Source organism: Acinetobacter sp. HY1485 (assembly GCF_027568475.1).
Classification (GTDB): Bacteria; Pseudomonadota; Gammaproteobacteria; order Pseudomonadales; family Moraxellaceae; genus Acinetobacter.
On sequence record NZ_JANKZG010000004.1, the window covers coordinates 160,503 to 179,241 of the forward strand.

Sequence of the window (18,739 nt, forward strand, 5' to 3'; positions counted from 1 at the left end):
TTCCTCCGATACCCTGTTTAAATGGTGGCACTATTATAAATCACAAGGCAGGTTTGTGCAGGTCAATCAATTGTCTAGAAAGTTGAACCGCCGACGTTTCAACCTCCTGATAAACATATTGAATTCCTAAATCTTTAAACAGTTGGGCTTCATAGGCACTGTGTGAACGCGTTAAAATTTGAATATGTGGATAGTTTAAAGTGAGATAACGTGCAACATTGAGGGCATCCTCAAGATCAGAAAGCGCAATGACTACCGTTTTTGTCTGTTCAAGATTGACGTTTTGCAGTTGTTGGTATTGGGTTGCATCTGCTTGATGCCAATGAATATGAGGTTGTGCAGGCTTTTTATCTACGACACAAAATTCAATATTTTGAGATTGTGCAATACACCCCACCAATGTACCAAAATTACCAAATCCAATAATGGTCACATCATATGTGCTTGTCTGTGTAGAGGGTTGCGGCATGTATTTTTGTACAAGTCTATACAGTAGCGGTGTGCAAGCCATTGAACATAGGGTAACCCAAATCAGTGGCTCGGGTGTGTCGATAAGTTGTTGATTGCTTGTGGAAATAATTACAATGAGCGAAAGTTCACCTGCTTGTGCTAATGCAACGCTGATCAGTTGTCCTTGTTTACGATAACTCAGCCCAAACATAATCAATGCCTTGCAAGCAATAAGCGTTAATGTGCCTGTTAAAATGGCAATCGGGTATTCAATAACGGTATTTAGATGTGTATTAATACCAATCATCATAAAGAATAAGCCAATCGCGACTTCTTTAAATGGCATAAAGCATGCAGTAAGTTGATGTTTAAATGGGCTATTGGCAAGGGTAATACCTGCAAACAATGCACCAATAGCAGGATGAATATTAAAAACCTGCACTATGGTTAAGGCAAGCCCAACGATAAATGCCGATACGATTAAGTAATGCGAGGTTTTAATTAAAATTTGATTTATGAGCAATAATCCGCTTAGACATGCCACCGTCACTGAAAGATTTGCTACACCATGTTGAATCGATTGCTCATCTGCCAGAACAGGTAAAATAGTAAGTAAAAGAACAACAATAATCATTTGTGTATTTAAAATATTGTGCTGTTGATGAGAACTTAAAAAATGAGAAGACAACGCAAGTGAAAAACCAATAATCATACTACTGACTAGATATTGTCCAAAGACTGACCATGTAATGGCTGTAAGGACTAAACTACTGACTAACGTAAAGATAGTCCCCACTTGCCACTGTTTGGGGCGCTCAAAATTAAACCCCATCATGAGCATAAGTAAAATGATACTCAAGTTTAGAAAATCTTGAGGAAGCGTTATATAACAATGAGCAACAAGACCTGCCAAAAAATAGCTTAAAACAGCAGGTAAACGTAAATATTTAGCTAAAGGTACAATCAAAACCGCCGTACCCAAAAAAAGTGTTATTTGTAGTAAAACAGACATAGATGTCCTGAATTAGTTAAGTTCTTGCGGATCAACGTCTAACGTCAAGCGAATTTGTGGTGGTATTTGAAGACTTGCCCACCAATACTCTACATAATAATGCAATCGTGCCCGATCTGTAGCAAGTAGTACCATGTGAGCGTGAAAACGTCCTGCTTTGCGTTGCATCGGCGCAGGAATAGGTCCCCAAATTTCGATCTCATTTTGACTGTTGTGTCTGAGCTGTTCGGCAATGTGTGTTAAAAAATCTAAATTTTGCTCGGCTGTACGGGCTTCACATCGTAATAAAATGGTGTAGCGATAAGGGGGTAAGAGTGCACTTTTACGTTCTTGTAGGGTTTCTTTGGCAAAAGTGCGGTAGTCGTGATGCACAAGGGTATTAAAAATAGGATGCTCAGGGCGTAAAGTCTGTAAGTAAACATCGCCCTTTTGTTCACCACGTCCTGCACGTCCCGAAACTTGTGTGATGAGCTGTGCTGTACGTTCGGGTGCTCTAAAATCGACACTCAGCAGACCCCCATCAATATCCAAAATGGCAACTAATGTTACATACGGAAAATGATGTCCTTTGGCAAGCATTTGTGTACCCAATAAAATAAGCGGTTGGCTTTGATGAATTTTATCTAGAATTTTTTGCCAACTGCCTACTTTAGATGTGCTGTCTCTATCTACACGAATCACATCATAATCGGGGAACAGTTCGTTAAGTCCATCTTCAACTTTTGCCGTCCCCATACCAATAGGTTTTAACGTATTGTGTTTGCATTCGGGGCAATCGTCAGGCATACGTTGAATAAGACCACAATGATGGCAGTGCAAATGCGTATAAGGGTGCGTATGAATGGTAAAGTGAGCATCGCAGCGTGGGCAGTTAGCTTGCCAAGAACATGCCTCACACATTAAAACAGGGGCATAGCCTCTACGGTTTAAAAAAATTAAAACTTGTTCGTTTTTACTCAGGCGATCTTTAATTTGATGGATAAGATGTTCACTTAACCCATGTTGTTTGGGTGCAACTTTTAAGTCTAATACATGCACTTTAGGCAGTAAGGCATTGCCTGCACGTTGGTTCAGTTGCAGGTGTGTAATTTTGTGCTGATCAACCAGTGCAAGGCTATCAATACTAGGTGTAGCAGAGCCTAAAATAATAGGACATTTTGTGAGATATGCACGGTATAACGCAACATCACGGGCATGGTAACGAAAGCCTTCTTGTTGCTTAAACGATAAGTCATGTTCTTCATCTAAAATAATCAGCCCTAGATTGGGTAAAGGCGTATAGATTGCAGAACGTGTACCCAAAATAATAGAGGCTTTACCTGTTTGGGCATGTTGCCATGCTTGTAAGCGTTTGGTGTCATTTAAACCCGAATGAAGCACATCAATATGACAATGAAAACGTGATTGAAAACGTGAAATAGTTTGTGGTGTTAGCCCGATTTCAGGCACAAGAACCAAGACTTGTTTGCCCTGTTCAAGTACCTTTTGCATAACCTGCAAGTACACTTCTGTTTTGCCACTACCTGTCACGCCGTCTAATAAAAAAGCATGGTAGTGTTTGAGTTCTTTATTGATGTGGGTAATGGCAGTTTGTTGGTCTGGGTTGGGAGTTAGGGGCATTTCTGCCAATTTCATAGGTTCAGGTTTAAAATCTATTTGTTGTAAGTCAAATTCAATGATTTGCTTTTTTTCGAGGGCTTTGAGTGTGGCTGTTTCTATGCCACTCATGGTTAAAATATTCTCGGGCGTACCTTGTGGTTTTAGTTTTAAGAGTTTGTAAGCATCTTGCTGTTTGAGTGAACGTTTAATTTTGTCCTGTGCATTGGGATCAGTTATTTTCCAATTGCGAGCAAGCAAGTTGTATGGTTTGCCTTGTCTGAGCAGAGTAGGAAATGCACAGTGCATCACATCGCCCAATGGAAACAAATAATATTTTGATGACCATGTTAATAGTTTAAAAGTAATATCGTCAATTAAACTGTGTTCATCAAGAATATCTAAAATAGATTTAAGCTTAAAGCTAGACTCAAAAGGCGTGTCTTGTTTACCCATTACAATACCCACTAGACGTTGCCGTCCAAAAGGTACAAGTACACGCATACCCACACAAACTTGTGCATATTGGTGTGCCGTGACTTCATAATCAAAGCAATCATAAAGCGGAACAGGTACGGCAACCTGCACACGAAGTGGGTTCATAGCATATCCTTAAGTAGAAAAAAGGTTTTCATGTTGAAAACCTTTTTAATGTTAGCGTCTAGATTTAAAAGAAACATCTACTTTTTTAGGGCGATAGCGCAAGCCAAGCAAAAGCAGTAAGGCACTAAAAATTAAAATAGGTGTATCGCCTAAACGGTTGTAAAGCGTTTGCCCTTCAAAGCTAGGAAGTTCTCCACGCAATACATACGGTTGGTCTAGTGGAGCTTGTTTAACAATATGCCCATTTTGATCAATAAATGCCGTGATGCCTGTATTGGTAGCACGGATAAACCAACGTCCATTTTCTTTGGCACGCATTTGTACCATTTGTAAATGTTGCCAAGGACCACTTGTGCCTGTAAACCATGCATCGTTAGAAACTGTGAGCATAAAGTCGCTGTTTTGGGCATTGATACGGGTAATATTTGGATAGGCAACTTCATAACAAATGGCTGTACCTAAATCGTGCCCTTGTACATTAAGTGCCTTTTGCCCCGATGCACCTGCGGTTAAACCTGCATGTTCTTGTAGAGCAGGCACAACCCATTTTGCTAAGCCTGCAAAGGGTACATATTCGCCAAAGGGTACAAGACGTTGCTTGTTATATTGCCCTTGGGTGTGATGCCCTTCTGCAATAACACTGTTATAAATTTCTTGAGCTAATTGGTTGTAATACGGTATGCCTGTAATCCACGCAGAACCATATGCATTTGCCGTTTGTGCTGTTTGCTCAATAAAAGGCTCAACGGCTGTTTGTGCCATTGGAATTGCAGATTCTGGCCAAACAATTAAGTCACGCCCCCATTCAGAAGCACTTAAGTTTTGGTAAATTTCTAAGGTTCTGTCTTGGTATTGCGTTAACCATTTAACATCTTGTGGTATGTTGCCTTGAACCAATGAAACAGAGAGAGGTTTTTGCTGACTTGGTTGCACAAATTGTAAAAACGAAGCACCCCATGCACCCAATAACATAATGGTAATAGGTACAGCCCAAACAAAGCGTTTTTTAATGAGTTCTATTGCACCTGTAGCAATGGCAACTGCAATAAATGAGATACTGAGTACACCAAATAACGGTGCATAACCATCTAAAAAGCGTTCTGTAAATGCATAGCCAACAAACAACCACGGAAAACCTGTAAATAGCCATGTTCTGAGCCATTCAAAAACAATCCACAATGGGGCAAAGGTGAGCGGTGTTTCAGGGAAAAAGCGACGGTAAAGCCATGTTTGTACGGCTGTAAACAACCCCATAACACAGGACATCAAACCAATTAAAACCACACTAAGCCATGCACTGGTATCGCCGTAATAATGGATGGAGTGGTACAGCCAAAACGCACCTGTAAACCAAGTGCCAATGCCATAACTCCAACCAATCATAAAGGCTTGCGGTGCAGTACGTTTGCTTAAACACATATACAATAAAGCAGGTGACAGCAACGCTAACCACCAATAATAAAATGGCGCAAGACTTAAACTAAAGACACTCCCTGCACCCAATGCAATTAAGCATAACAGGGCACTAGGTAGTGGTTTTTTGGCTGTTTTAGGTTTATTAAAAGAAGCTCTTAGGCTCATTGACGTACAGCCCGAACTAAATGAATGGTTCGCGAATCTGCTTCTAAAATGGTAAATGTCCAATTATCAAGCTCGATGGTTTGACCTTGTAAATCATTCACTAAACCAATTTTTTGTAAGAGTAATCCACCCACAGTTTCAACTTCATCATCTGAAAAGTTGGCATCAAGTACATCATTAAAATGCTCAATAGGGGTAAGCGCTTGTACTATCCAAGAGCCGTCATGTTTTGAGTCGGGCATAATAAATTGTTCTTCTTCATTATTTTTATCATGCTCGTCCTCAATCTCGCCCACAATTTCTTCTAAAATATCTTCTAACGTTACAAGACCTGATGTTGCGCCGTGCTCATCAATCACAATCGCAATATGTGTTTGCGTATTTTTAAGCATACGCAACACTTGGTCAGACCGTGCGCTTTCTGGAATAAACAGCGGTTGACGCATGAGGGTATGAATATCGACTTTGGCATGAGGTTCGCGCAAAAATGGCAGTAAATCTTTTGCAAGTAAAATACCCACCACGTTTTCGGGTTGATCTGCTGAAAAAACAGGGAAACGTGAATGCGCTGATTCTGTTAAAACATGCAAAATATCAAGTAATTGATCATCTTCTTGTAAGCTAATCATTGCAGTACGAGGGGTCATCACTTCTCGTACTTTTGTTGCAGGAAGGTCTAAAACGCCTTCTAACATTGCAACAGTGTCTGGTTCTAAAAAACGGCGTGAATCGTGAACTAATTTTAATAATTCATCTCGTGTTTCTGGTGCTGTGCCTAACCATTTTCTTAAGCCACGCATGCCCCACGATGAGCCAGATTCCTCGTGCATGATCCTTCCTAAATAAGGTGTATGTGTTTGCAATAAGTGATCATCATACCGAAGAAAAAGCGCGTATGCATTAGTAAAACTGTATGAAAATTTTGAAAAAGTGATGTAATTTTAGCCAAGACAAGACCTACAGACTTTCTATGTTAAAATTAGCGTTTTTGGTATAAGGCAAAGCGCTGTGTCTGTAGATGTAAAAGTTGAGTTAAATACACGTGGGTTATATTGTCCAGACCCAATTATGATGTTGCGTCAAGCAATCCGTAAAATTCAAAGTGGTGAAGTGGTCGAAGTATTTGCAACAGATCCATCTACCTCTTGGGATATTCCGCGTTTTTGTACGCATATGGGACATGAGCTTTTGCTTCAAGAAGAAACGGCATCCAAGGAATATCACTATTTGGTGAAAAAAGGTTAAGTTATGCCATGTTTTGAGGTGCATTTAACCTTTGATGTTCAGCCCCATCAGTATGTGTTATTTTTAAATGTATGTGATGTATTAGGTGCAAAGCCGTTAGAAATTGTATTGGCAACAGGGCAATACCCTAAACATATGATGATTTCTAAAACCCTGCAAGCAAACCATTTAGCCGATGTTTTAAATACAGCACAAGGTTGGGCAAATTATTTTACCAAAAATAATATGGCGTTATTGCGTACAAAAGTAGAAACACCAATAAATGATTTGTACACAGCGTTGTACTATGAATGGCATGGGCGTGTGTTATATCAAGATGTACCTAAGTTGATTGCCTTATGTGAACGATACAATGTACATTTATCTAAAAATGCCCTTAAGCAACATAGTCAAACTCGATTTTTAACCCTGCGAGATACAGATAAAACGCAGTTTGAAATACGCCTAAAGAATTTTAAAGATATATTAGTGCAGCAAGAAAGAGAGCTTGAAAAACAACAGCACGAATGTTGTATTTATGATAATGGGATATGTTTAGATCAGGGATGGGCATAGCATGTTAAACCTATATGAAGCATTTTTGCGCCGTTGGGCAGTGAGTCATTATCGACATCGTTTTTTATTGAAGGGAAGTTTTTTAACACGTCAGTATTTTTATCAGCGTATTCCTAACGATTTAGATTTTGTATGTTTAAAACATTGTGAGTTAGAGCAAATTCAAAATACTGTATGTGCCTTTTTACAGACGGTGACAAAGATAGATTTATATGATGATATTGTATTTGAGGACATCAACCAAGATGATTTTTGGTGGAATCCTGAATATGAAATGGCAGATGATTTTCCGACAGTAAAATATTATATTAAGGCAAAGTTTAATAATAAACTTATCACCTTAGAGATTGATATTTCATTCAACTTAAATTTGATAGATGCGCCTGTTGCAATTAATTATAAACCGTATGAGGGCAAACCTTTTACCATTGAGCAAAGTGCATCTGTGGCATTGCAAGTGGCTTGGAAACTACATCAAACATTAGTTAATCCACGCCATAAAGATATTTTAGATTTAACTCACTTATTGCCTTATATTCAAACTCAACAACAGCGTGATATGATTTGGCAAACATTAGAAGATGAATGTTTAAGAGATAATATTGATCTAGATAAAAATAAATTATTGTTTTGTGAGGCTAAAAATGTTTTAGCTAAAACATGGAGTCAGGTGAATTTACCTACTCATCCATCTTATAAATTGCCTAAAAATTTTGATGTATTTTGGAGTAATTTTACTCAAGTCTTAAGGTTACTACTTACAACGTCATAGGTAAATAATTTTTCACGTAAATCTAAGATATTATCTTTTTATGCTAATAGGCATCTATGCTCCTAATTTTGAAGTAACAAAATATGTAATGGATAAAGATTTAGAATATAAAGTAAAAAACCCACGTTAATGTGGGTTATTTGGTTTCCAACCATTCACGCCATGTAGCAAGTAAAATAGCAAGTACCACAGGACCAATAAACAAACCAACTAATCCAAAGCTTGCAATACCACCGAGTACACCAAACATAATAAGTAGAAATGGAATTTTAGTTGCGCCTGAAATTACAAGTGGGCGAATAACATTGTCGGATGTACTTACTACACAAACACCCCATGCCATGACGCCAATAGCAGGTAAAACTTGCCCTTGTGAAAATAACCACAGTGCCACGCCTGTATATGCCACAGGTGTACCAAACGGAATAATAGCAAGAACAAAAGTGACAAGCGTAAGTAGTACAGGGTTAGGTGCACCTGCAAAAAAGTAGCTCATACCCGCTAAAATAGCTTGGGCAAGTGCTGTTAACCCAAAGCCATACACCACTGCGCGCGTGGTATCTGAAATCGTTTGGATATAATGATCTGCACGGTCTCCAATGATTTTTTGTAATGCCTGACGTCCTTGATTAAGTAAGGTATGCCCATCGCGGTAAAAGAAAAACAAAGAAAAAAGTGCTAAGAATAATTTAACCAATTGACTACTAATTTCGGTAAAGACCAAACGCCCATAGCTCAGATGAGATTGAATCCAAACCGTAATTAAACGTGGATTTTGGTTAATCTCTGCCATAATACGTTGTGCTTCTTCGCCAATAATTGGAAATTGATACACTTGCTGAGGTAATTGTAAGTTACCTGAAACTAACTGTTGTTGAAGCTCGGTAAATAAATGCCGTCCTTCGTGTTGAACTAAAATTGCACCTAAAATAAGTGGTAAACCAATCACACAGGTGATCAAACACAGCATGATTGAGGCACTGAGCATTTCTTTTTGCTGACAGCGTTGTTTAATCCATTGATAAATTGGAAAGGTCATATAGGCAATGATCATTGCCCAAACCACAGGAATAATAAAATATTTTAAGACATCAAAACTTAAAAAAATGAGTGTGGCAAATAGCCCAAACAGTAAAATGCGATGAAACATCGTGAATCTCTATAATCGTTTTAGTTATCTTAGAACCAAGGCTGATCATCTTCAATGATGGCATCTAAAATAGGTTGCCATTGGGGTTGCACATCTAAAAAGCGTTTTTGCTGTCCATCAAAAATACTCAAACCTTGCATGGCAAGCTGTCCATACATCACACGTTCTGAAATCCAAGTGGTTGCAGGTTGTTGCAACTTTTCAAAAAATTGCTGAATTTCGGATGGAATGGTGCGCTGGGTGCGCATACGGTTTGCGATAAGTAAAATATTCACTTTACCTTTACGAATACGTTTTACCTCTTTGATATGTTTTAAAAATCGTTTGGTACTATCAATATCAAAATAAGAGGGTTGAAGCGGGGTAATAATGGTATGGCTTTGTGCAATCAAATCATGGGCATGTTTTGAAGTGAGCGCACCTGGCGCATCAATAATGAGGTAATCCAAATTTTTAGGGATTTCTTGTTGATGTCGCCAATCGAGTGCTTGAATATGCGCAACATGTTTTGGGCGTGACTTTAGCCATTGTAGTGCAGATTTTTGCGGGTCGGCATCGGCAAGCGCAACGCGGTAATTTTTGTTTGCAAGGGCACTGGCAAGTGAGATCGCGGTCATGGTTTTACCACAACCGCCTTTTTGATTTGCAATTAAAATTGTTTTCATCCGTGATCAACTTTTATGCTTTTACATACTTTAACATTTATAGCTTAAATTTGTGACATGACAAAGTGGATTAATCTTGATTTAATCGCCTGATTAAATGTGTGGAGTAAAGCTGAGTGTCTATTGGGCTTGCAATTATGATCGGCGTACTCATTGGTGGTATTTTTACAGCTTTTGTGATGGCAAGTATTAAAGATGAAAAAACCAAAGCAGAATATGAAAAACAACTGTTAGAACTCAAAGCACAACATCGTATTGAATTAAATGAGGCGATGTCACGTAGTGTGAGTAGTAGCCGTGCCGTACTTAAAGGTAAAATTGCAGAGCAGTTTGCGCCTGTTTTCCCCCAATTTGATTATCTGCCATCAGATTCTAAATTTTTAGGTGATCCGATTGATTACATCGTTTTTAATGGATATAGCCAATTTAGAGAGGGTGAGTTAGATGCCAAAGATATTGAAATTATCTTAATTGATATCAAAAGTGGTAATGCACGTCTAACTAAGGGACAGCAAGCGATTGCCCATGCGATTAAAAAAGGGCGTATTCGTTTTGAGACTATTCGAGTAGATTTTTAATTCCCTTTTAAAGCATATTAATAGACCTATTTTTTGATTTTCACTTTATTTGAGGTTGTAAGAAAAGCTATTGGGTCAAATTTTTAAATAAGTACAAAAAATAAGCTTGATTTAAGCATTATCTTTGGAAATTAGAAGAATGTTTTACTTAATTTTTCTAAATTCCAAAGTTGATTTAGTTAAAACATATCAAGAAGTTTTTTTTGATAAAAATTTTGTTTACTTAAAGTTAGAGTAATAGATCTTTTTAAGTCATCTCGTATATTGCAACAGCAAAAAAGCATTTTGAGTAATTACTCTCTAATTGGAATAGAGTTTTATGGCTGTATGAGCGATTAACCATAATACAGTGAGGTAATTTACTTTTTTTAAACCTCTGAGAGACACAATGGATTTAAAAAAAAGAGTCAAATACCGTTTACGCTGTAAAATGAATTGCATACTTGCACTTTAGTTTTTGTAAATTTTTTTATTTACGCATAAATAGTCTATTTTATAGGAATACAAAAATCCTCTTTTTTCTACATCGTATTTTTGCATTCAAATTTTACAATAGACTTTTAAATTGAGTGTGATCAATGAAAAAAATATTGTTGAGTTGTGTATTGGGTTTTTTAAGTATGCCCGTTTGGGCATCTGTATTACCTGAATATCGTATTGCAAATGGTTTAACACCTACAGCAAATGGACAATCTATTACAAGCTTAAAACCGTATGCAGGGCAATTTAGAATTTTAGGCACAAAAACATATACACAAGATGAGCAAGCTAAATTTTCCCCGATTGATTACGCTGTAAGTATTGGCATGTTTGCAAGCCCTGACTTTGCTAAGCAAATTCAGGTTAAACAGTACGATCGGTTTTTAAATTGGCAACTTAAAACATTACCTGTAGCACCTAAAACAGCCATGCAAATGGTCTCTAATATGCATATTGTGCCTGCCAACCCTAAAATTGCGCAACAGATCAAACAAGTGTCACGCGGTGATTTAGTTAAACTTAAAGGCGACTTAGTTGAAATTAAAGATCAGAATTTAGTATGGCGTTCTTCGCTGAGTCATTTAGACGTTGGAGAGGGCGCTTGTGAATTATTTCGAGTAAATTCTATTCAATGGATTGAAAAATCTAAAATCTGAGGTTTAATGTAACAAAGATTTGTAAAAATCTAACTACAGCAGATTTAAACAGCGAGCAACATCATGAAAAACGTCTTTGGCATGTTGGTGCTTTTGCTTGGGTTAAGTGCGTGTCATAACAGTAGCCCAACGGTAGATGGCAAAACACATGTCTTTACTTTGAAGCAAAAGTGTCCTGCATTATTAGAGATGAAAGTGGGGCAAAGTTTGATGTTTCATGCACCTGAAAATGTCAGTACAGGGTATGAATGGCAAATTAATCAACCATTGGCTTTATTTTCGGTCGAACAATCGAAGCAATCACCTAAAAACGATAAACAAATTGTTGGGCAAGAAACTGAAAAGATTTATCAGTTTAATGCACAAACCGCAGGCGAGGAAGAAATTGAACTGGTTTATGTTCGCCCTTGGGAAAAAGGTGCACCACCTGCCGAGCAATGGTTTTGTCGGGTTCGAGTATCGTAATATAAAAAAAGCATGATCGTCATGCTTTTTTTGTTTGTGCTTGCCAATGTTGTAACTGATGCTCGGCTTGCAACACAATATTTTTATTTGGGGCTTGCTGTTGTTGCCCATCTAAAAATTTGAGTTGTTGTTCCCAATAATCGTACAGCATGCCCTGAATATAGTGTCCTTGTGGTGTACTTAGCTCTAAGTCTTTCAGCATATTAAGCGCAGATAAGGCTTGGTCACGCTTTCGGCGTTGCACAAAATCGGGTTGTAGCGTGTTTTGAGTTTTAAGCTGTTCAAGTTCATGATACATCTCATTGCTCATAGTAATAAAATTCGTATTAAACGTATTGAGATGTTCAATATCGGTGGCATCTTCTTGAGTTGCAGAAAATGCTTTGATATCCGTTTCTATTGTGGGTTGAGGGGCAGAGCTTTGGGTTTGTTCTGATTGCTGTGGTTGGCAAGCCATCAGCACACCGCTCGTTGCTAATATTGTAAAAATAGCTTTAAGTTGATTCATGATCTAACCGTTGAAAGTGAAAGGCATAAGTAATATATGGAAACTCAATGATATCTTGAGGATGTTTGCCTAAATATTTAAAAATAATACGCTCAAAGCGTTGTTTAAGTGCTTGCTGCTGTGGTTTTGGGAGTAGCGCAATAAAACTAGTAGAGAGTAAACGTTGGCTCACCACTTGCTCGACTGTTCCTGTATGCACGTAGCAAAAGTGCTGTTCGCTTTCTAACTTAAAATAAGGTTGTTTTTGGAACGCTTTTTTCCAAGATTGATGATAAAAACGTGGTGTGCCTTGCTCAAAGGGTTTTAACAACTCTGCAAGAGCATGTACCCATTCAATTGAAGTATCACGGTCGTTCCAAACTAAACCCAAATGTCCTTGTGGTTTGAGTAAACGATGCATTTCTTTAAGGGTGTATTCATGTGCAAACCAATGAAATGCTTGTGCGCTTAATACCGCATCAAAGGCTTGTGTATTGAGTGGAACATGATCACTAAACGCAGAAACTACTTCAAGTTCGGGGTGTGCTTTTAAAAATTGTGCCTGCATTTCTTCTACAGGTTCAATGGCAGTGACGTGTGGGGTAATTCTTTTTAAGTATTGTGTAAATTTACCCGTACCCGATGCTAAGTCAATAACTTGTTTTTGTTCGGATAAATTAAGTGTATTTCGCAGCCAAAATACAATATCTTCTGGATAATTAGGACGTGATTGTGCGTACCGCTCTGCACCTAAACGAAAACCATGTTCGGCTGTGGGATGAATGGTGCGACGCATAATCTGGTCCAAGGCACAAGAGTGTTTTAAGCATAGGACAATTACATTGAAAAAGAAATATTGTCTTAGCAGGATTTATACAAAACTATGCCGCTCCATCGGTCATAATAACAGCAACAACAACACAAAGGAGTCTGTGATGAAAATTCCAAAACTACAATTACAAGATGGTTATGAAATTCCTGCTTTAGGATTTGGTACGTATACACTTAATGGACACGAAGGTGTCAAAATTATGAGCCAAGCCATCGAACAAGGTTATCGTATGCTTGACAGTGCTTTTAACTATGAAAATGAAGGTGCGGTTGGACAAGCGGTACGTTTATCTGATGTGCCACGAGATGAATTTTTTATTACTTCTAAACTACCCGGACGCCGTCAACGTTACGAGCAAGCTGTACAAACCATAGAAGAATCTTTGTTTCGTGCACAACTTAACTATTACGATTTGTATTTAATCCATTGGCCAAATCCAAAACAAGGCTTATTTGTTGAAGCATGGCAAGCACTCATTGATGCACAAAAAAAAGGACAAATTAAATCGATAGGGGTAAGTAATTTTTTACCCGAACATATCGAAACTTTGAAAAAAGAAACTGGCGTTTTACCTGTCATTAATCAAGTGGAGCTACATCCATTTTTTAATCAGGAAAAACAACGCGCTTATGACCAATCTCAAGGGATTATAACGATGGCATGGAGTCCACTGGGACGTGCAAGTGATGTTTTAACACATCCTGTTTTACAACAAATTGCCCAAGAGGTGGGCTATTCTGTGCCTCAAATCATTCTAAGATGGCAGGTACAATTAGGTGTTATTCCAATTCCAAAGTCGGCAAGTCATCAAAACCAAATTGCCAATCAAGAGGTTTTTGATTTTTCTTTAAATGATAATGCAATGCAACGCATTAACACACTGACGAAAGCAGATGGGCGTTTAAAAAATCAAGATCCTGCTATTTATGAAGAGTTTTGAACATGAATAATAACCTCCTCAAAGAAGGCGATCATTTTCCACAGGTGACTTTAAACGATGGCACAGTGGTGCAAATAGGTACGGTTGCCAATATGTTGCGTAACATCGAGCGGTATAATGCAGGTGCGCGCGGTGAGGTGGCAATTCCAACACTCATTAAAGTGGGGTTATTTAACTTGTTTAGTATTAATGAATGGTTGCAAGGCAATAATGCAGGACGCCATTTTGTTGCACGTGAGGCTCAAATGTACTTTAAATAAAACTGTTGGATATGCTGATTAAGCGATTGCAAGTAAGTGGTTGGTATACGACTTTCTTGCAAAAGCGTAATCCAAATTCGGTGGCATTGGTGTAATTGTTGTGAGGTGGTAGTACGTTCTAATTGTCTGATATGACTTTGTGCCAAGAGTCCACAGTATTGTTCTAAGGTTTCAATCATAAGTTTTTTAATGCCATCAAATCCATCTTCATCAAACACAATACTCACTTGCGGTTGTTTTGGTGAAATAGGGTGGGGCGGTTGTGTTGGCTTAGTTTTATCTTGAATAAAGCCTAATTCAACTAACTCGTTAAGGAGTTGTGATGAACAAACTTTTTGGCGTGCCTGATCGTTTAAACGTTTAAAATCGGGTGTATCAATGAGAATGAGAAGTTGTCTTTGTTTAACGGAAAGAATTTTATTGCGTTGTTGCAGTGCAGTGATCCCTTCTGCTGTTTTCGTATAAGACATGTTCAACATCCATTGAATTTGATCACCGTAATGTGGCAAAAATATATGACAAATCAATGAAAGATCACGTATTTTGTTTGATCTTCGTTATTTTGTGCTTCATTTTTTCCATCATCATTTAGTGTTAATATCTAAAGGTGTTATATTTTGTGCCCTTTGAGTATGTCAGCCCCCAAATTTGCGGGGTGAGCGAATCAAATTGCAATCGATTATTTTAATTTTTGGTGCGTAATGGAAAAGCAAATCATTTTTGAAGATGAACAAATCAGAGTTATTTTTCTACCCGGAAATTCAAAAGAATTGATTTTTTCGTTTGGTGATTTGATTACTCGTGCAAAAGGCTTAAGCATTAATGCTGAAAAATCACTAACAAAATATGAATATAACGTGATTGGTATTATGCCAAAAGAAAAGTCATGGTTTCCTGTGGCAAGCATGCAAAATATGATGCCTCACGTTCAGCCAATTTTAGACCAATTTGATACTGTGATTGGCTATGGCGGTTCTATGGGCGGATATGCGGTTTTAAAGTACTCTAAACTACTTAAAATGACGCGTGCCATTTCATTTGTACCGCAATACAGTATTGACCCACAAGAAGTGGAAGACAGCCGTTATACAGAATTTTTTGATGAGAATTTACATCAAAATATGCACATTACCGCGGACGATGTGTTGCCAAGTACAGAGTATATTATTGTGTACGACCCGTACTATGCCAATGACCGTGAGCATTATTTAAAGATTAAGCCTTTCATTCCGCATGTACTGACGCTTAAATTGCCATTCACAGGACATGAGGCATTGTCTGTTTTGGCAAGTTCACGTTTACTCAACGATTTTATTCGTCATCCTTTAGATGCGTCTTATTTTTACGAGCAAATGCGTGAAGTAAAGAAAAACAGTAAATTTTACTACCGCAATGTCATTAACAGTTTGATGTCACGCCATAGTAAAGCGTTAGGACGTATCTTAAAAAATAACGACCTACAGTTAGATGCGCAATATTTAGACCCTAACTTAAAACAACTGATTACCCGTGTGATGTTAAGTCGCCGTCAGGTTACAGAGCAAGATTTACAAAAATTGGGTATTCAGGTGAATACACCTAAAGAAACGCGCCCACAGCTTCAAGACTGTTTTGGCAATTTCTTGGTGTTTAATATGATTAGCAACAAAGTAGAAAGCTATCCACAAGATGCCATTGAGCTTAATCATAAATATCTTATTCCAATTTTGGCTAAAGGAACCTGTTTGGCAAAAATTGAGATGAATAGTGAGCGTTATATTGTGGCAATGAATGACCGCCGTGTGACGAAGCTATTTAAAGAAGAGGATGCGTTAACGAGTGATATGAGTCCATTGGTGCTTAAAAAATTCACCGATTATTATGTAATCAGTTATAAAGGGTTAAATTTAAGCAGTGATGATCATGGTTTATGTGCCTTGGTTGAACCGCCTGTTAAAGAGACCGAAAAATTTATTCTGATTTAACAACAAGGCGGGTTGATCACCCGTCTTTTTTATAGAAGTCATCTTTCTCCTGTAAAAAAGCTGTGTTATATCTAAAAGATAAATATAAAAAACATGCAAATGAGGGACAAATACAATGTTATTTAAGGCAGCTTTTTTGGATTATGCAACACTCGATCAACACGATTTAGATATGCACGAACTGCATCATGTATTTGATGATTTACATATTTATGAGCGTACCAACTACTCTCAAGCAGTTGACCGCCTACAAGATGTGAGTGTGGCAATTGTAAATAAGGTACTGCTTGATGCGCATGTATTACATCAACTACCAAAGCTAAAACTGATTTTATTGTGTGCCACAGGCACGAATAATGTAGATTTAGACGCGGCTAAAAAGCAAGGCATTGTGGTGTGTAACTGTACCAATTATGGCTCTGCATCAGTTGCACAACATACCTTTAGCTTAATTTTGGCACTTGCAACCTCTTTAGTGCAATACGACAAAGACATTAAAGCAGGCGAGTGGCAAGAGTCTCCACAGTTTTGTATGTTAAATCATCCAATTACTGAGCTTGCAGGTAAAACGATTGGTATTTTGGGTTATGGTGATATTGGACAAACCGTCGCTAAAATTGCAGAAGCCTTTGGTATGAAGGTGTTAATTGGTAATTTGCCACATCGTCCTAAACAAGCAGATCGTTTAGACTTAAATGAGTTATTGCCACAGGTGGATGTACTCACGCTTCATTGCCCTTTAACAAGTGATACTCGTAATTTAATTAATGCTGATGCACTTCATTTAATGAAACCGACCGCATTTGTAATTAATACAGCGCGTGGTGGTATTGTGCATGAAACTGCACTTGCTGAAGCATTGGTAACAGGGGTAATTGCAGGTGCGGCAGTTGATGTACTGACGGTAGAACCTCCTGAAGAAGGCAATGTATTGTTAGATGATGAAATTCCAAATTTAATTGTGACACCACATACAGCATGGGCAAGTGTAGAAGCACGCCAAAGAATGGTCAGCCAACTTGTAGAAAATGCCAAAGCGTTTAAAGCAGGGCAACCAATTCGTCAGGTTTAATTAGACAGTTGGTTTTGCTCTATGGGTGTAGGCTGTGTGTTGGGTGTGCCAACCATCTTTTGTTTAAGTGCTGTACGCTCAGGTTTTGAATTTTTCCAAGATTGCTGTACTCGGTCTACACCACGTTGAGTGGCATCGCCTACACGCACTAATGCCTGACCTGTCGTTGTGCTAACCACACGAAAAACACTTGGATTATCTGTACCTGAGTTTAGAGGCTGATTTTCGATAGTGGGTGTTGCAAAAACGATTGAACTAGACATAACTGAAATAGCAAATAGTATTTTTTTCATCGCTTAAAAAGTTGTTTGTTTTATACAATATAACGTTACACAGCATTTTTTTATATAGTTAAATGGTATGTAAAAGGATGACAACTTTTTTAGTTGTCACCCAAGAAGATTCATTGTTCAGTAACAAAGATTGTACTTTCAATGACATTTCCCTTTATATCTTTTTCAACACCAATGCATGAGTTATCGGGTGTTTTTAAGAATGACACCCCAAAACTATATGCATTACTACAATCACGTTGTTTTTGTTCGTCAAATATATTTAAAGAAAAATTATGATTAATATCATAAGCAATTGCCTGAGACATTAATGCAAAGGCTTTATTGGCACCATCAGTAAAGAGGGCATTATTATTTGCCTCAAGTTCTGGTAATGTATATTTATTTTGTTTGCTAATAAATTGATATTCACGACGTGCTTTTTTATTATTGTTTGCAGCATTTAAGAACTCACTGACTACACCATAACTTACAAGAACCTTTGGTTTATATTCAAAAGAAAGATGGGCATAAGGTGTAATTTTAATATCAGACGCTTGGTTCATTTCTAACATCTTGATATTGGGACTTAATGTTCTGTCTATATCAGTTTTTAAATCCGTATTGAGCAACTTATCAAATTTAATAGCTTGGTTTAAAGTACTTTTTTTGATTGCATTATGATTAGCACTTTTATCCATTGCCATTGCAGTCATTGAACCAAGTAAGCCAAAAGTACCTGACCCTAAAGCCGATTGAGATAAGTTTTTTTGTCCAGAAACTGTTGTTTGCGTATTTTCAATTAAGTGCTGACCTGCAACACTTTTAGAGTGAGATGTTGTTTCTGAAGAAACAGATAAGGTTTTGTTTACATTTGCTGCTGGGTATTGAATAGAAGTAACGGTATTACATCCAGTGAATGCTGTAGCAATAGGAACTAACAATAAAATATGAGAGAACTTCATAAAAAATATAAAATAAATACTATAAGTGTGCATATTATATTTATTAGAGAGAATTTTTCTAGTTTTAAAAATTAAGTCTTTATTTTATATAAAGAAAAATAATGTTTTTTATAGTTTTTAAATATAAGTAAAAACAGAG

Annotated in this window: 21 protein-coding genes; 10 read left to right on the top strand and 11 right to left on the bottom strand. The window is 37.6% G+C overall.

The window, feature by feature from the left end; genetic code table 11:
* Positions 1 to 40: 40 nt before the first annotated feature.
* From PCI70_RS06025 to PCI70_RS06040, 4 genes are read right to left on the bottom strand one after another with little or no spacing between them, the layout of a single operon-like run.
* Entirely contained in the window at positions 41 to 1,462 is a 1,422-nt protein-coding gene (locus tag PCI70_RS06025; RefSeq protein ID WP_269914438.1) for a cation:proton antiporter domain-containing protein, read from the bottom strand.
* A gap of 12 nt (positions 1,463 to 1,474) precedes the next feature.
* Positions 1,475 to 3,661 (bottom strand): primosomal protein N', encoded by a 2,187-nt coding sequence (locus tag PCI70_RS06030; protein ID WP_269914439.1) that lies wholly within the window; start codon positions 3,659 to 3,661, stop codon positions 1,475 to 1,477.
* 51 nt (positions 3,662 to 3,712) lie between these two features.
* Positions 3,713 to 5,242, bottom strand: a complete 1,530-nt coding sequence (gene lnt, locus PCI70_RS06035; protein ID WP_269914440.1) for an apolipoprotein N-acyltransferase — start codon at positions 5,240 to 5,242, stop codon at positions 3,713 to 3,715.
* Positions 5,239 to 6,072, bottom strand: a complete 834-nt coding sequence (locus PCI70_RS06040; RefSeq protein WP_269914441.1) for an HlyC/CorC family transporter — start codon at positions 6,070 to 6,072, stop codon at positions 5,239 to 5,241. Before PCI70_RS06040 ends, lnt begins: the two co-directional genes overlap by 4 nt.
* Before the next feature lie 178 nt (positions 6,073 to 6,250).
* Here PCI70_RS06040 and tusA point away from each other — a divergent pair, with 178 nt between their 5' ends.
* The 3 genes from tusA to PCI70_RS06055 are packed head-to-tail and all read left to right on the top strand — an operon-like array spanning position 6,251 to position 7,814.
* On the top strand, positions 6,251 to 6,487 hold the full coding sequence (gene tusA, locus PCI70_RS06045; RefSeq protein ID WP_269914442.1) for a sulfurtransferase TusA: 237 nt from the start codon (positions 6,251 to 6,253) through the stop codon (positions 6,485 to 6,487).
* Positions 6,488 to 6,490: 3 nt separating this feature from the next.
* Entirely contained in the window at positions 6,491 to 7,042 is a 552-nt protein-coding gene (locus PCI70_RS06050) for a hypothetical protein (RefSeq protein ID WP_269914443.1), read from the top strand.
* 1 nt (position 7,043) lies between these two features.
* Complete coding sequence (locus PCI70_RS06055; protein WP_269914444.1) at positions 7,044 to 7,814, top strand: nucleotidyl transferase AbiEii/AbiGii toxin family protein; 771 nt, start codon at positions 7,044 to 7,046, stop codon at positions 7,812 to 7,814.
* Positions 7,815 to 7,950: 136 nt separating this feature from the next.
* Here PCI70_RS06055 and PCI70_RS06060 read toward each other — a convergent pair whose 3' ends face one another.
* A complete protein-coding gene (locus PCI70_RS06060) occupies positions 7,951 to 8,964 on the bottom strand; it encodes an AI-2E family transporter (protein WP_269914445.1) in 1,014 nt (337 codons plus the stop codon).
* Positions 8,965 to 8,993: 29 nt separating this feature from the next.
* The gene (locus PCI70_RS06065; protein WP_269914446.1) at positions 8,994 to 9,629 is read right to left on the bottom strand and encodes a ParA family protein; all 636 of its coding nucleotides are present in this window, start codon (positions 9,627 to 9,629) and stop codon (positions 8,994 to 8,996) included.
* Between the two features lie 116 nt (positions 9,630 to 9,745).
* Here PCI70_RS06065 and PCI70_RS06070 point away from each other — a divergent pair, with 116 nt between their 5' ends.
* The 3 genes from PCI70_RS06070 to PCI70_RS06080 all read left to right on the top strand — a co-directional run bounded on the left by PCI70_RS06070 (position 9,746) and on the right by PCI70_RS06080 (position 11,808).
* A complete protein-coding gene (locus PCI70_RS06070; RefSeq protein ID WP_269914447.1) occupies positions 9,746 to 10,207 on the top strand; it encodes a Holliday junction resolvase-like protein in 462 nt (153 codons plus the stop codon).
* Positions 10,208 to 10,785: 578 nt separating this feature from the next.
* Complete coding sequence (locus PCI70_RS06075; RefSeq protein WP_442865161.1) at positions 10,786 to 11,343, top strand: hypothetical protein; 558 nt, start codon at positions 10,786 to 10,788, stop codon at positions 11,341 to 11,343.
* Positions 11,344 to 11,406: 63 nt separating this feature from the next.
* Positions 11,407 to 11,808, top strand: coding sequence for a protease inhibitor I42 family protein (locus tag PCI70_RS06080; RefSeq protein WP_269914448.1), 402 nt, complete (start codon positions 11,407 to 11,409; stop codon positions 11,806 to 11,808).
* A gap of 19 nt (positions 11,809 to 11,827) precedes the next feature.
* Here PCI70_RS06080 and PCI70_RS06085 read toward each other — a convergent pair whose 3' ends face one another.
* Positions 11,828 to 12,316 carry a hypothetical protein gene (locus tag PCI70_RS06085; RefSeq protein ID WP_269914449.1) on the bottom strand — a complete coding sequence of 163 codons (489 nt, stop codon included), beginning with the start codon at positions 12,314 to 12,316 and terminating at the stop codon, positions 11,828 to 11,830.
* Positions 12,303 to 13,091 (bottom strand): class I SAM-dependent methyltransferase, encoded by a 789-nt coding sequence (locus tag PCI70_RS06090; protein ID WP_269914450.1) that lies wholly within the window; start codon positions 13,089 to 13,091, stop codon positions 12,303 to 12,305. Before PCI70_RS06090 ends, PCI70_RS06085 begins: the two co-directional genes overlap by 14 nt.
* Positions 13,092 to 13,230: 139 nt before the next feature.
* Here PCI70_RS06090 and PCI70_RS06095 point away from each other — a divergent pair, with 139 nt between their 5' ends.
* Together PCI70_RS06095 and PCI70_RS06100 are read left to right on the top strand one after the other, a co-directional pair.
* On the top strand, positions 13,231 to 14,067 hold the full coding sequence (locus tag PCI70_RS06095; protein ID WP_269914451.1) for an aldo/keto reductase: 837 nt from the start codon (positions 13,231 to 13,233) through the stop codon (positions 14,065 to 14,067).
* A 2-nt stretch (positions 14,068 to 14,069) separates the two neighbouring features.
* Positions 14,070 to 14,327: a DUF7709 family protein gene (locus tag PCI70_RS06100; RefSeq protein WP_269914452.1), complete on the top strand. Its 258-nt coding sequence runs from the start codon at positions 14,070 to 14,072 to the stop codon at positions 14,325 to 14,327.
* Here PCI70_RS06100 and PCI70_RS06105 read toward each other — a convergent pair.
* Positions 14,309 to 14,797 (bottom strand): hypothetical protein, encoded by a 489-nt coding sequence (locus tag PCI70_RS06105; RefSeq protein WP_269914453.1) that lies wholly within the window; start codon positions 14,795 to 14,797, stop codon positions 14,309 to 14,311. The two genes, PCI70_RS06100 and PCI70_RS06105, sit on opposite strands and share 19 nt — an antisense overlap.
* Positions 14,798 to 15,028: 231 nt before the next feature.
* Between PCI70_RS06105 and PCI70_RS06110 the strand changes: the two genes are divergently transcribed.
* Both PCI70_RS06110 and PCI70_RS06115 read left to right on the top strand, forming a co-directional pair.
* Entirely contained in the window at positions 15,029 to 16,291 is a 1,263-nt protein-coding gene (locus PCI70_RS06110) for a hypothetical protein (RefSeq protein ID WP_269914454.1), read from the top strand.
* Between the two features lie 115 nt (positions 16,292 to 16,406).
* Complete coding sequence (locus PCI70_RS06115) at positions 16,407 to 17,363, top strand: 2-hydroxyacid dehydrogenase (RefSeq protein WP_269914455.1); 957 nt, start codon at positions 16,407 to 16,409, stop codon at positions 17,361 to 17,363.
* Here the strand turns inward: PCI70_RS06115 and PCI70_RS06120 are convergent.
* Together PCI70_RS06120 and PCI70_RS06125 are read right to left on the bottom strand one after the other, a co-directional pair.
* Positions 17,360 to 17,626, bottom strand: coding sequence for a hypothetical protein (locus PCI70_RS06120; protein ID WP_269914456.1), 267 nt, complete (start codon positions 17,624 to 17,626; stop codon positions 17,360 to 17,362). The genes PCI70_RS06115 and PCI70_RS06120 overlap by 4 nt on opposite strands.
* Before the next feature lie 140 nt (positions 17,627 to 17,766).
* Positions 17,767 to 18,600 carry a hypothetical protein gene (locus PCI70_RS06125; RefSeq protein WP_269914457.1) on the bottom strand — a complete coding sequence of 278 codons (834 nt, stop codon included), beginning with the start codon at positions 18,598 to 18,600 and terminating at the stop codon, positions 17,767 to 17,769.
* Positions 18,601 to 18,739: the final 139 nt, after the last annotated feature.

What these genes read in the sequence shown, in the direction of transcription:
- PCI70_RS06025 (WP_269914438.1), bottom strand. Translation starts at nt 1,462, where the DNA reads ATGTCTGTTTTACTACAAATAACACTTTTTTTGGGTACGGCGGTTTTG.
- PCI70_RS06050 (WP_269914443.1), top strand. Translation starts at nt 6,491, where the DNA reads ATGCCATGTTTTGAGGTGCATTTAACCTTTGATGTTCAGCCCCATCAG.
- PCI70_RS06115 (WP_269914455.1), top strand. Translation starts at nt 16,407, where the DNA reads ATGTTATTTAAGGCAGCTTTTTTGGATTATGCAACACTCGATCAACAC.
- PCI70_RS06120 (WP_269914456.1), bottom strand. Translation starts at nt 17,626, where the DNA reads ATGTCTAGTTCAATCGTTTTTGCAACACCCACTATCGAAAATCAGCCT.
- PCI70_RS06125 (WP_269914457.1), bottom strand. Translation starts at nt 18,600, where the DNA reads ATGAAGTTCTCTCATATTTTATTGTTAGTTCCTATTGCTACAGCATTC.
- PCI70_RS06030 (WP_269914439.1), bottom strand. Translation starts at nt 3,661, where the DNA reads ATGAACCCACTTCGTGTGCAGGTTGCCGTACCTGTTCCGCTTTATGAT.
- lnt (WP_269914440.1), bottom strand. Translation starts at nt 5,242, where the DNA reads ATGAGCCTAAGAGCTTCTTTTAATAAACCTAAAACAGCCAAAAAACCA.
- PCI70_RS06055 (WP_269914444.1), top strand. Translation starts at nt 7,044, where the DNA reads ATGTTAAACCTATATGAAGCATTTTTGCGCCGTTGGGCAGTGAGTCAT.
- PCI70_RS06095 (WP_269914451.1), top strand. Translation starts at nt 13,231, where the DNA reads ATGAAAATTCCAAAACTACAATTACAAGATGGTTATGAAATTCCTGCT.
- PCI70_RS06065 (WP_269914446.1), bottom strand. Translation starts at nt 9,629, where the DNA reads ATGAAAACAATTTTAATTGCAAATCAAAAAGGCGGTTGTGGTAAAACC.
- PCI70_RS06080 (WP_269914448.1), top strand. Translation starts at nt 11,407, where the DNA reads ATGAAAAACGTCTTTGGCATGTTGGTGCTTTTGCTTGGGTTAAGTGCG.
- PCI70_RS06090 (WP_269914450.1), bottom strand. Translation starts at nt 13,091, where the DNA reads ATGCGTCGCACCATTCATCCCACAGCCGAACATGGTTTTCGTTTAGGT.
- PCI70_RS06060 (WP_269914445.1), bottom strand. Translation starts at nt 8,964, where the DNA reads ATGTTTCATCGCATTTTACTGTTTGGGCTATTTGCCACACTCATTTTT.
- PCI70_RS06105 (WP_269914453.1), bottom strand. Translation starts at nt 14,797, where the DNA reads ATGTCTTATACGAAAACAGCAGAAGGGATCACTGCACTGCAACAACGC.
- PCI70_RS06040 (WP_269914441.1), bottom strand. Translation starts at nt 6,072, where the DNA reads ATGCACGAGGAATCTGGCTCATCGTGGGGCATGCGTGGCTTAAGAAAA.
- PCI70_RS06085 (WP_269914449.1), bottom strand. Translation starts at nt 12,316, where the DNA reads ATGAATCAACTTAAAGCTATTTTTACAATATTAGCAACGAGCGGTGTG.
- PCI70_RS06110 (WP_269914454.1), top strand. Translation starts at nt 15,029, where the DNA reads ATGGAAAAGCAAATCATTTTTGAAGATGAACAAATCAGAGTTATTTTT.
- PCI70_RS06100 (WP_269914452.1), top strand. Translation starts at nt 14,070, where the DNA reads ATGAATAATAACCTCCTCAAAGAAGGCGATCATTTTCCACAGGTGACT.
- PCI70_RS06075 (WP_442865161.1), top strand. Translation starts at nt 10,786, where the DNA reads ATGAAAAAAATATTGTTGAGTTGTGTATTGGGTTTTTTAAGTATGCCC.